Source organism: Enterobacter sp. Cy-643, assembly GCF_011752815.1.
In the GTDB taxonomy this organism is placed as follows: Bacteria; Pseudomonadota; Gammaproteobacteria; order Enterobacterales; family Enterobacteriaceae; genus Cedecea.
On sequence record NZ_VWWV01000001.1, the window covers coordinates 311458 to 324059 of the forward strand.

Annotated in this window: 9 protein-coding genes; 5 read left to right on the top strand and 4 right to left on the bottom strand. The window is 54.7% G+C overall.

Features of this window, described 5'->3' with window-relative positions:
- Positions 1-159 precede the first annotated feature (159 nt).
- A complete protein-coding gene (locus tag F3J29_RS01500; protein ID WP_502706542.1) occupies positions 160-2328 on the top strand; it encodes an EAL domain-containing protein in 2169 nt (722 codons plus the stop codon).
- 31 nt (positions 2329-2359) lie between these two features.
- Positions 2360-4003 carry a diguanylate cyclase gene (locus F3J29_RS01505; RefSeq protein ID WP_166862455.1) on the top strand — a complete coding sequence of 548 codons (1644 nt, stop codon included), beginning with the start codon at positions 2360-2362 and terminating at the stop codon, positions 4001-4003.
- Positions 4004-4044: 41 nt separating this feature from the next.
- Here F3J29_RS01505 and F3J29_RS01510 read toward each other — a convergent pair whose 3' ends face one another.
- Positions 4045-5232: a NupC/NupG family nucleoside CNT transporter gene (locus tag F3J29_RS01510; RefSeq protein ID WP_166862457.1), complete on the bottom strand. Its 1188-nt coding sequence runs from the start codon at positions 5230-5232 to the stop codon at positions 4045-4047.
- A gap of 345 nt (positions 5233-5577) precedes the next feature.
- On the opposite strand from F3J29_RS01510, the gene F3J29_RS01515 reads away from it, so the two are divergent.
- The gene (locus tag F3J29_RS01515; protein WP_353620540.1) at positions 5578-6834 is read left to right on the top strand and encodes an Nramp family divalent metal transporter; all 1257 of its coding nucleotides are present in this window, start codon (positions 5578-5580) and stop codon (positions 6832-6834) included.
- 48 nt (positions 6835-6882) lie between these two features.
- On the opposite strand, the gene F3J29_RS01520 is transcribed toward F3J29_RS01515, so the two are convergent.
- Positions 6883-7203 (bottom strand): DUF2502 domain-containing protein, encoded by a 321-nt coding sequence (locus F3J29_RS01520; protein ID WP_008459618.1) that lies wholly within the window; start codon positions 7201-7203, stop codon positions 6883-6885.
- A gap of 155 nt (positions 7204-7358) precedes the next feature.
- Positions 7359-8348, bottom strand: a complete 990-nt coding sequence (gene mgrA / locus F3J29_RS01525) for an L-glyceraldehyde 3-phosphate reductase (protein WP_166862460.1) — start codon at positions 8346-8348, stop codon at positions 7359-7361.
- Between the two features lie 169 nt (positions 8349-8517).
- Here mgrA and F3J29_RS01530 point away from each other — a divergent pair, with 169 nt between their 5' ends.
- On the top strand, positions 8518-10179 hold the full coding sequence (locus tag F3J29_RS01530) for an alpha-keto acid decarboxylase family protein (RefSeq protein WP_166862462.1): 1662 nt from the start codon (positions 8518-8520) through the stop codon (positions 10177-10179).
- Here F3J29_RS01530 and F3J29_RS01535 read toward each other — a convergent pair whose 3' ends face one another.
- Positions 10180-11412 (bottom strand): ion channel protein, encoded by a 1233-nt coding sequence (locus F3J29_RS01535; RefSeq protein WP_166862464.1) that lies wholly within the window; start codon positions 11410-11412, stop codon positions 10180-10182.
- A gap of 202 nt (positions 11413-11614) precedes the next feature.
- On the opposite strand from F3J29_RS01535, the gene glk reads away from it, so the two are divergent.
- Positions 11615-12580, top strand: a complete 966-nt coding sequence (gene glk / locus F3J29_RS01540; RefSeq protein ID WP_166862466.1) for a glucokinase — start codon at positions 11615-11617, stop codon at positions 12578-12580.
- Positions 12581-12602 lie beyond the last annotated feature (22 nt).

A 12602-nucleotide genomic window follows, 5' to 3' on the forward strand; every position in this document is an offset into this window, starting at 1 on the left:
TATGTCCGCTTGTTCTATTATTTCTGCTGTACGGTAAGTTCTGCTTTTGTGCAGGCCTGAAACTTGATTCGCTCAATAAATAAACGTAATCTTGCCGGCGAAAATTACTTGTTAAGCAATCACATAAAATTAACACCAGGGCCTATGATTATTTACAAAATGATAAGAAAAATAGCGATTGCCCTGGCGTTATGTTTACTCCTCATTCCCTTTTCTCGTTATATTTCACCGACAACCGTTGTTGATGGACATAAAACTTACCTCGCCTATCTGCCCCTCAGCTTTATAATGGCAATGATTATTATTTATGGCCGGTCTGCGATTATTCCGCTCACGCTAGGGTCGCTGGTTATTTACAGTTGGCTACTTGATTTAGCCGTTGTGCCGCTGGTGGCTTTTATTTTCTGCCTGCTATTCCCCTTATTGATTGCCAGTTTAATTACCCGCCGTTATGTGGGCCGCCGCTGGCGTTTTGGGTTGCCTAATCAAGGCATGGGGCAGCGTATTTTTTGGCTTGGCTTTGCCGCCCCGTTGACCATCAAACTGCTGATGTATCTCACAGGCAATGTGATTGACTACCCACCGGAACTGGCGCCATTCTTTGGTGGCGGTTCCATTATCTATATGATTGTCGATGTGCTGAACCTTGTCGTGGCCTCGCTCATCTTTACAACGCTTTTCTATTACCCGCTGCGTATGTTGTTGAACCCGCATTTTGCGGTCGGCTTCTGGCGGCGCTGTGTCCGGCACTACAGGCAGGATAAAAACCGATTTTATACGCCGCTTTGGCTGGTTACCTGGATGGTATACCTGATGCTGATGTGTTCGCCGTGGCATAGCGAACTGATTTCAGGCTATCTGGTTCCGCTGATCTTTGTCCTGCTTACCCTGGGGATCCGCCGCCTTGGAGCGAGGCTTGTTTCTCTGCTGTGGGGGATTTCGGCATGGGTATTACTGACATACAACACGGGTTTTTTACAGGGCGTAAATACGCAATATGCTCTTTCCTTTATTCTGTCCGTCTTTATTTCCTTTACCGTATGTCTGTTGTATATGGCGACGTCCTACCATAAAAATGAATGGATGAAGCGTGTTTATCATCTTCAGGCACAGACCGATCCATTAACGCAATTACCGAATTTACGTGCACTTGAAGAACATATCGTGACCTGGCCAACCGGCGCTCTTTGCTGCCTGAGAATGGCGAACTTTGAGTTTCTTAGCCGACATTACGGCATGATGATGCGTATTTACTGCAAAAAAACCATTGCCAGAGAATTACAACCCTGGCTGCTGGAAGGGGAGAAGATATTTCAGCTGCCGGGCAGCGAGCTGCTTTTATTTTTACGGGAAGGTGAAACAGAAGCCCGGCTTACCTATTTTGTTGAGCATCTGAATAATAAGAAAATTCCCTGGCATAATGTTGCCCTGGAAATTGAATATGGTGCCTCCTGGGGCATAGTGGATTCACCGAAAGAACTGCAGCGCATGCTCGGGCAGCTAAGCTATCTGGCTGAAAAAGCCAGCGACACACAGCGCGTACTTGGGCTTGATGCCAGGCAGCAGGCTGTCTCAGGGCAAACAACCGAGCGGGTGCTGCTGCTGCAAAAGATTAAGCGGGCAATCGACGAAGAAGCTTTTCAGCTTTACGCGCAGCCGATTGTCGACTGCGAAGGGAAGGGCTATCACGAAATCCTCAGCCGCCTGGTGATTGATGGCCAGCACATCACCCCGGATAAATTTATTCCGATTATCGCTGAGTTTAACCTCAGCACCCGTTTTGACATGATGGTGATGAAGATACTGCTGACCTGGCTTGCAAAGCACCCTGGCAACGTGCAGCAAACGCGTTTTTCGGTCAATCTGATGCCGCTCACGCTTATGCAAAAAGAGATTGCCCAGCAGATTATTGCCCAGTTTGACGCTTACAAAGTGCCGACCAGCGCGGTCGTCATTGAAGTTACGGAAGAGCAGGCATTTTCAAACTCAGAAACCTCTAACCAAAATATTGCCCTGTTGCGTGAGAAAGGTTTTAAGATTGCTATTGATGACTTTGGAACAGGCTACGCTAACTATGAGCGCCTGAAGAAGCTGCAGGCGGATATCATTAAGATAGATGGTTGCTTTGTCCGTGATATCACCAGCGATGTGATGGATCAGCTGATCGTGAAGTCTATTTGCAAACTGGCGGCGGCCAGAAAGCTCAGCGTCGTCGCAGAGTATGTCGAAACGAAAGAGCAGCGCGACATCCTGCTGCAGCTTGGCGTCCAGTTCCTGCAGGGGTATCTGGTGGGGAGACCCGAGCCTTTGCAGCAGCTTAAGCACTGACGCTCTGCTTTGCGCCATAAAAGGAATCACCGTGAGCTCGTCGCTGATTAGCCATATCCGTCTGCCGATGGTAAAAACACTGCGCATCACCCATGTGTGCTTTCTGTCGCTCTTTCTGCTGATTACCTTTCTTTTCTGGCAGCAGGGGGAGCTGTTCAACCACGGCTATCGTACCAGCCAGCTTAGCCACCTCGAAAGCGTTATCGCCCGGCTTGAAAGCAAATCTGAGTATCAGATGGATAACCTGCGTTATCTCCGCCGAATGTTCATTGAAACGCTAAATGAGCCACAGTTCACGCCGCTGTCACAGCTGGCCTCCCGGGCCAGCAATAAAGAGATGCTGTCGCCGCTGCACATACAAAGCCTGCCGATCCCCGATAGCGTTCAGCCTTTTAAAAACAAGCCGAAAGAGGAAAGAGTAAAACTCACGCAGCGTGAATATCAGGCTCTGCGCGATATTCAGGATCTCTTTCCGCTGGCGGGTGGGAGCAACCGTCTCTCGTCCAGCATTTACTACATGTCGCGCTCTGGGGCATTTATTGCGTCGCTCTCCCCCGATGTGAATAAACTGCTTATTGAAAGCGCTAATCCGCTGGCGATGCAGGGATCCTTTGTGCTTGGCTCACCGCTGTTAAACCCGAAACGTGAGCCGTTCTGGACGCGACAAATTATCGCGGATACTGGCCAGACGTTGATCAATGGCTCTCTTCCGGTGGACTTTGACGACCGGTGGATTGGCCTGTTTGGCCTCGCCGTCACTACCGAAACGCTTCGGCTGTTTCTCTCCAGCGCTCTGCCAGAAGAGACACAAAGCGCCTATCTACTTTTTGATGAGCAGATGAATCCGCTGACTCGCCCCGTAGGCTCACAAAATGGCTATCGACTCAGCGATAAGCAGCGACAGGCGATTCTGGAAACGCTGGCCAATGAATCCCGGGGCACTTTACGCTTTGGCTATGCTTATGCCACTTTCGGTCATGTCACGGGGACGGGGGCAATCCTTGTCAGCGTTCAGACAATCCGGCAGGGGTTGCATGAGGACTTCGGGCGCTTTAGCGTGCTGCTGGTGGTGATGTGGCTGACCGTTATTCTTATCCTGTTTGGTTCACACCGCATGATTTGTCGGCTGATTCGCAACATGGGCCATTTGCAGCAGGAAATGCACCGGCATGCGCTGCACGATGACCTGACCGGCGTTTTAAATCGCCGTGGCTTCTTTGAAACAACCGGGCGCATCAGCCCGCAGTACGTGGATTACTCCCTGATTCAACTGGATCTCGACCACTTCAAAAAAGTGAATGACCGCTTTGGGCATCAGGTTGGCGATCGGGTTCTTATCCACGCCACGCGCTGCATCCAGCAGGCGATCCGCACCCAGGACATTGTCGGGCGTATCGGCGGCGAAGAGTTTTGCGTCTACCTGCCTGATACCGATCTGCATGCGGCGATTGCCGTGGCGCAGCGGGTACGCAAAATGCTGGTGAACACGCCGCTCAGGCTGGAGGACGAGTCTGAGCTGCTGGTGACGGCCTCGCTGGGTGTGGCTTCCCATGAAGAAGCCCCGGACGGTGACCTGGAACACATCCAGAGTCAGGCGGATATTCGCTTGTATAGGGCTAAGCAGCAGGGACGAAACAGAGTGTGTTGGGGCGGCGAGGCACAATCGCAGGCATAAAAAAAGCCGGTGACCAGCACCGGCTTTTTAATACGCAATAATCAGATAACCAGCGCGGCGATGGACGCGGACAGGATACTCACCAGCGTAGAACCGTAAACCAGCTTCAGGCCGAAGCGGGAAACCACGTTACCTTGTTCTTCGTTCAGGCCTTTAATTGCCCCGGCGATAATGCCGATAGAAGAGAAGTTAGCGAAGGACACCAGGAACACGGACAGGATGCCTTCCGCGCGTGGAGACAGGGAACTGGCAATCTTCTGCAGATCCATCATGGCAACGAATTCGTTGGAAACCAGTTTGGTCGCCATGATACTACCGACCTGCAGCGCTTCGCCGGACGGCACACCCATCACCCAGGCTACCGGGTAGAAAATGTAGCCCAGAATGCCCTGGAAGGAGATACCCAGTACGGCGGCGAACAGTGCGTTCAGGCCAGAAATCAGAGCGATAAAGCCAATCAGCATTGCGGCAACGATAACCGCGACCTTGAAACCTGCCAGAATGTACTCGCCGAGCATTTCGAAGAAGCTTTGACCTTCATGCAGGTTAGACATCTGCAGGTTTTCTTCTTTCTCATCCACGCGGTACGGGTTGATCAGTGACAGCACGATAAAGGTACTGAACATGTTCAGCACCAGCGCGGCAACCACGTATTTTGGCTGCAGCATGGTCATGTACGCACCCACGATTGACATGGACACGGTAGACATAGCGGTCGCCGCCATGGTGTACATGCGGTTGCGCGACATCTTGCCGAGAATATCCTTATAGGCGATGAAGTTTTCTGACTGTCCCAGAATCAGCGAGCTTACGGCGTTAAAGGATTCCAGCTTACCCATACCGTTGACTTTGGAAAGCACGGTACCGATAGCGCGGATAACAATCGGCAGAATGCGAATGTGCTGCAGAATACCGATCAGCGCAGAAATAAACACGATAGGGCACAGGACCTTCAGGAAGAAGAAAGCCAGGCCTTCGTCGTTCATTTTGCCGAAGACAAAGTTTGTCCCTTCGTTAGCGAAGCCGAGCAGTTTCTCGAACATCTCGGAGAAACCTTTCACGAAGCCCAGGCCGACGTCGGAGGTCAGGAAGAACCAGGCCAGTAACACTTCGATCACTAACAGTTGAATGACAAAGCGAATACGAATTTGCTTGCGGTTAGGGCTAACCAGCAAAGCCAGCAGCGCGACCACAGCAAGCGCTAAAACAAAGTGCAAAACGCGGGACATATTTGCTCCAAATATGAGGCAGGTTTAATTTCGTTGCACATTCTATGTAACAAGCAATAAGAAAACGAGATCAATTCCACACTATAGTGATGACCTGTGACGGAACGCAAAAATAGTGATCCACCATACATTTCTGCTATGTTAAGTAAAGAAGCTAAAAGTTACGTTAAGATGGCTCATCGACAGTTTACACGTTGGCCAAATGTTAATCCGTTAACCGGCATCCAGATTCACTATCTCACGCCTCCTGCACATCGTTTTCAGCTATCAGAGAAATCAATTTCCCCGCACTAAATGAACTTGATAACCATTCTCATTTTGATAGCATAAAACATAGCAAAGGCTATATCTCAGAGGCAGAAGATGACAAGCAGTCGCATTGACAGCAATACCGGACGCACCGCGCGTAAGCTGCGGCTGGCGTTGATGGGGCCAGCGTTTATCGCCGCTATCGGCTACATCGATCCCGGTAACTTCGCGACCAATATTCAGGCCGGGGCGAGCTACGGCTATCAACTGCTGTGGGTAGTGGTGTGGGCAAACCTGATGGCGGCGCTGATTCAGGTACTCTCCGCCAAGCTGGGGATCGCTACCGGCAAGAACCTCGCCGAGCAAATCCGCGATCATTACCCGCGTCCGCTGGTCTGGATTTACTGGGTTCAGGCGGAAATTATTGCCATGGCGACGGACCTCGCGGAGTTTATCGGGGCGGCTATTGGCTTCAAGCTGATTCTGGGCGTCTCCTTGCTCCAGGGGGCGGTGCTCACCGGGATAGCCACTTTCCTGATTCTGATGCTGCAAAGCCGCGGGCAAAAGCCGCTGGAAAAAGTTATCGGCGGACTGCTGCTGTTTGTGGCCGCGGCGTACATCGTTGAGCTTATTTTTTCCCAGCCGAAGGTGGCTGAGCTGGGCAAAGGGATGCTGATCCCAAGTCTGCCGACGTCCGAGGCGGTGTATCTTGCCGCCGGCGTTCTGGGCGCGACAATCATGCCGCACGTAATTTATCTGCACTCTTCTCTGACCCAGCACCTGCATGCGGGCAACCGGGCGGAGCGCTATTCCGCCACTAAATGGGACGTGGCAATAGCGATGACTATTGCCGGCTTCGTCAACCTGGCGATGATGGCCACCGCCGCCGCGGCGTTTCATTTCACCGGGCATACCGGTGTTGCCGAGCTGGAAGATGCCTATAAAACGCTGGAGCCGCTGTTGAGCCATGCCGCAGCCACGATTTTTGGGCTTAGCCTGGTGGCAGCCGGTTTGTCATCCACGGTGGTGGGTACGCTTGCCGGGCAGGTAGTGATGCAGGGGTTCGTGCGTTTTTATATTCCGCTGTGGGTTCGCCGGGCGATTACCATGGCGCCGTCCTTCGTGGTCATCATGATGGGGCTTGACCCAACGCGTATTCTGGTCATGAGCCAGGTGCTGTTGAGCTTCGGGATTGCGCTGGCGCTGGTGCCGCTGCTGGTGTTTACCAGCGACAAAAAGCTGATGGGTGATTTGGTTAACGTGCGCTGGGTTAAGCTGGTTGGCTGGGCGATAGTCGCGGTGGTGGTGGCGCTCAACCTGTGGTTAATTTTTAGTACGCTTTTTAGCAACTAATCTTGCCGAACAACGTTAAAAGGGCTGGATAATCCAGCCCTTTTTTATTTAATGACGGTGTCCGTGACCTCTGCCGCGATGGTCGTCGCGGTCGTTCCAGCCTTCGCGATAGCCGCGTTCATAGCTATTCCGTCCGCGGTCCCAGCCGCGATCCCAGCCACGGTGGCGATGCCAACCGCGATCGCGCCATTCATAATTGCGGTGCCAATAATCACGGTCGCGCCATCTGCCGCCGTCCCAGTAATTACCGCGATAATCTTGATCGCCAATCTGTAATTTCACCGACGGCAGCAGGGTGATTTCACCCGCGTTTGCGACCATCGGCGCCGCGGCCAGTAAGGCAAGGGCAAGCATTAGTGACCTGAACATACTTTCTCTCCCTGGTTCTCAGAGCCGTGTTGCGGCTTGTTAACACAATCTTACAAACCGACAACCGGGCTGATGAATTACACAATTCCTAAATCATCGGCCATAGCACTTATTGCACAAGTCACTGGCGTGAACCAGGAGGGAAAGTTAAACGTTTACACTAAGATCGCCTCTATGTCCGCCCGTTCCTGTGCGCTGAAATGGCGCTGGCTTAGCATGCCCACGGCGTCCTCTATCTGACTGGTTTTACTCGCGCCAATAAGCACCGAAGTGACCTTCTCATCGCGGAGTACCCAGGCCAGCGCCATCTGCGACAGCTTCTGCCCGCGTTTCTCCGCCAGCGCGTTAAGCTGGCGTACTTTTGCCAGCTTTTCTGCCGTAATCTGGTCGGGGTTCAGGAAACGGCTGCCGCTGGCGGCGCGTGAATCCGCAGGGATACCGCCCAGATAGCGGTCGGTTAGCTGGCCCCCGGCCAGAGGGGAAAAAGCGATGCTGCCGACGCCTTTTTCCTGCAGCAGATCCAGCAGGCCGCCTTCAACCCAGCGCTCAAACAGGGAGTAGCGCGGCTGGTGGATCAGGCAAGGCGTACCGAGATCGTTCAGGATATCAATGGCCTTCTCCGCTCTATCGGCCGGATAGTTAGAGATCCCGACATACAGCGCTTTGCCCTGGCGCACCACATGGTCGAGGGCACGCATGGTCTCTTCCAGCGGCGTGTCAGGATCCGGGCGGTGATGATAGAAGATATCGACGTATTCAAGCCCCGTGCGCTTCAGACTCTGGTCGAGGCTCGAAATCAGATATTTGCGCGACCCCCAGTCGCCGTAAGGCCCATCCCACATGGTGTAGCCCGCTTTGGTCGAGATAATCAGCTCGTCACGCCAGGCCTGAAAATCTTCCCGCAAAATGCGCCCAAAGTTTGCTTCCGCTGAACCGGGCGGAGGGCCGTAATTATTGGCAAGATCAAAGTGGGTAATGCCGAGATCGAAAGCCTTTCTCAGCAGCTGGCGGCTGGTTTCCAGCAGCGTTTCATCACCAAAATTATGCCAAAGGCCAAGGGAAATGGCGGGCAGTTTCAGGCCGCTGCGGCCGCAGCGGCGGTACTCCATAGACGAATAGCGTTCAGGGTGGGGCTGCCAGGTCATTATTGTCATCCTTACAGGTAACAGAGAAATTAGTGTATACGCTTTCACACTCCAGAATACGCCGTATTCCACTGTAAATTCCACGTGCCACCCCTTAAATCGGATATATTCTCGACACCGATCCCGGTTACTTAATACTCACAGCAAGCCCTCATAGAAGGAAAATCCTATGCGCTACTGTGTGGCAGACTATCTTGTTGACCGGCTTAACGAAGGCGGGATCGAGCACCTCTTCGGCGTCCCCGGTGACTACAACCTTGTTTTCCTGGATCACGTGATTGCGCATCCGAGGCTTGCCTGGGTGGGCTGCGCTAACGAGCTGAACGCGGCCTACGCCGCCGATGGGTATGCCCGGTGTAAAGGCGCTGCGGCGCTGCTGACCACATTTGGCGTGGGCGAACTGAGCGCGCTGAACGGCGTGGCGGGCAGCTATGCCGAGCATCTCCCCGTCATTCATATTGTTGGCGCGCCCAATAGCCATGCTCAGCAGCGCGGCGAGCTGCTTCATCACACCTTAGGCGACGGGGATTTCCGCCATTTCCTGCGCATTGCCGAAGAAGTTTCTGTGGCGCAGGCCTCGCTCACCCCCGCCAATGCCTGCAGCGAAATTGACCGCGTGATTCTTGAAGCGCTCAAGCAGCAGCGCCCCGGTTACCTGTTACTGCCGAGCGACGTTGCGGAGGCACCGGCAACGCGGCCTTCAAAACGACTCATTGCAACTGAAACAGCGGCTGAACCTGCAACGCTGGAAGCGTTTCGTCATTGCGCTCAGGCAAAAATTGCCGAAAGCCGAAGCGTGGCGCTGCTGGCCGATTTTCTGGCCCTACGCTATGGGCAGCAAAAAACACTCCAGCAATGGATGGCGAGCACGCCTATCCCCCACGCTTCGCTGCTGATGGGGAAAGGGCTGTTCGATGAAAGCCAGCCTGGTTTTCTGGGCACCTACAGCGGGGCGGCCAGCCCGCCGCAGGTAAAGCTGGGAATTGAAAGCGCGGAGCTGGTTATCTGCGTGGGCGTGAAGTTTACCGATACCATCACCGCGGGTTTCAGCCAAAAGCTAAGTCAGCAGCAGACGATTGAGGTTCAACCGGAGGCGGTGCGCGTCGGCGAACGCTGGTTTAGCGGGATCTCTATGGCTCAGGCCATTGCCATTTTGCAGCCGCTGTGTGCTCAACAGGCTGCGTCCTGGCCGGAGGCCACGCAAAGGCCACCGCAGCTTCCCGTTTGTGACAGCGACCGGCTGGATCAGCACGCGTTCTGGCAAACTCTGCAAGATGCTCTACAGCCCGGCGACATCATTCTGGCTGACCAGGGCACGGCGGCGTTTGGTGCCGCCGCCCTAACGTTGCCTGCGGGAGTGACGTTTATCGTTCAGCCGCTGTGGGGATCGATTGGTTTTACGCTGCCTGCGGCATTTGGGGCGCAAACCGCATGGCCGAAAAGACGCGTGCTTTTGCTGATAGGCGACGGCTCCGCCCAACTGACTATTCAGGAACTGGGCAGTATGCAGCGCGATGGCCAGAAGCCGGTCGTGATGGTACTGAATAACGATGGCTACACGGTTGAACGCGCTATCCACGGCCCGGAACAGCGCTACAACGATATCGCCGCGTGGGACTGGACCCGCCTGCCGCAGGCGATGAACGTGGATAGCCTGGCCGAATGCTGGCGCGTCACGGAAACATCACAGCTTGCTGCCGTGCTGGAAAAACTGGCCAGCCCGGAGAGGCTGGCGCTGGTGGAAGTGGTGCTGCCTAAGCAGGACATTCCCGAACTGCTCAGGGCGGTCACCACCTCGCTGGGTAAACGCAACTCGGAAATGGAACATTAGTCAGCGGTTTGGCCGCCCGGCCATCATTAACGGTTTACCCGCCAGCAGGAGCCAGGCGGGTAACATCACGATGCACAGTAAGGGCAGGAGTTTGACGTCCGGTACCACGGCCATCGCCATAAACAGGCTTAGCCAGCCGTCACGCGTCACCACCAGTACCATGCCAAGGACGGCACAGGAGAGCGTAATGGCGGCGGGAACCGCCTCAACGTGCTGGTGCAGCATCATGCCTAACGCCACGCCCACAAATACCGCCGGGAAAATCCGCCCGCCCCGAAAACCGCTGGCGGCCGCAATAATCAACGCGGCCAGCTTCACCACGGCAAACAGCAGCAGCGACGACACGGAGAAGTCGGAAATAGCCAGCTGGCGCATTTCATCCAGGCCTTTAAACATCGTGACCTCGCCGCCAATAATCCCCAGCAGGCCAAGCAAAAATCCACCAGCGCCGAGTATAAGCACCGGATGTTTTAGCTGGTGCATCAGGCGGTGCAATCTGGGCAGGCACCAGACGCCCACCATGCCCATTGCAATGGCGATAGCTGCGACAACGGCCCCGCTGAACAGATCTTCAATGTGCATTTCGGGGTAGCTGGCAACCGGCAGAGCAAAGTGAGGCTGAAAGAAAATGCTGGTGGTCAGCGCCCCGGCGGATGCCGCCATCAGCGGCGCGAAGAGCCTGTCCCACAGCGGGACGTCATTATTTCCGCCCAGCGTTTGCGAAAAAATCAGCGCAGCGGCCACCGGCGTGCCGAATAAAGCGCCGACGGTGCCCGCAGCGGCAAGGATAGTCCAGTCAAGCGGGCTGACCTTCGGTAAAACGCGAGCGCCAAGCGCCACCGCGAGCGCAATGTTTACCGCCATAATCGGGTGCTCCGGCCCCAGGCTCACGCCGCCGGCCAGGCCAATCACCAGCGCCATCACCAGGCCTGGAATAGCCATCGTCGGCACGGGCGCTCCGATAAGCGGTTCGGTGGCTGGATCGGGCCCGCCGTGGCCCGGCAAATACCGGATAACGAGCCCAACCGCGACGCCGGTCAGGGTTAAAATAAGCAGGATCCAAAACGGGGACTGGGGATCGTACCCACGCGCCGCGGGCAGCGTCGTCCACAGGTACTCCTGTAGCACAGCGGCGACCTTCATCACGACAATTAACACCAGGCTGGATAAGACGCCGATAATCAGAGCCGGAATGGAAAGTACCAGCATTGTTCTGGCTCGCGGATGGAGCATAGTCAATCCTTACAATAGGAAGTCGCACGACGCAAAAGCGGAAAGTCTGAAGCCGCATTGCAAATAGAGCTGAAACGGTAAAGCCAGAATGTGACCTGGTTCAACAATCGCACCGCACCTGAATGATGGGCGTTGTTGTTTCGGCTGGCTAATTTTACAGTGTTGCCAGAACTTATTCTGACTTTAGCGGAGCTGTTTGAGAATGACAAAATATGCTTTGGTGGGAGATGTCGGCGGCACCAATGCACGTCTGGCGCTATGCGATTTGAATACGGGTGATATTTCACAGGCAAAGACTTACTCCGGCCTTGATTTTCCAAGCCTGGAAGCGGTGATTCAGCACTACCTCAAAGAACATAACATCAGCGTGCAGTCAGGCTGTGTGGCCATCGCCTGTCCGATAAACGGGGACTGGGTGGAAATGACCAACCATACCTGGGCGTTTTCCACCGCTGAAATGAAGCAAAACCTGGGCTTCGAGCATCTGGAAATTATCAACGACTTTACCGGCGTTTCCATGGCCATTCCGGCGCTGAAAAAAGAGCATCTGATTCAGTTCGGCGGCGGCGAGCCTGTGGCAGGCAAACCGGTGGTGGTGTATGGCGCGGGCACCGGGCTGGGCGTTTCTCACCTGGTGCACGTCGACAAACGCTGGATCAGCCTGCCGGGTGAAGGCGGTCACTCAGATTTCGCGGCGAACAGCGAAGAAGAGGGCATTATTCTGGAGCAGCTGCGCAACGAACTTGGGCACGTCTCCAACGAGCGTATTCTCTCCGGACCAGGCTTGCTGAATCTCTACCGCGCCATCGTTAAGGCCGACGGTCGTGAACCGGAAAACTACCAGCCGAAGGACATTACTGAAAAAGCCGCGGACGACACCTGCACCGACTGCCGCCGCGCGCTGTCGCTGTTTTGTGTGATCCTGGGGCGTTTCGGCGGTAACCTGGCGCTGAATATGAGCACATTTGGCGGCGTGTATATTGCCGGCGGTATTGTGCCGCGCTTCCTGGAATTCTTTAAGGCGTCTGGCTTCCGCGGCGGCTTTGAAGATAAAGGCCGCTTCAAAGCGTTCGTGAAGGATATTCCCGTTTATCTCATCGTGCACGATCAGCCGGGGCTGCTGGGCGCCGGGGCACACCTGCGTCAGACGCTGGGGCACGTCCTGTAATACCGGGCGGGCGCGCTGCGAT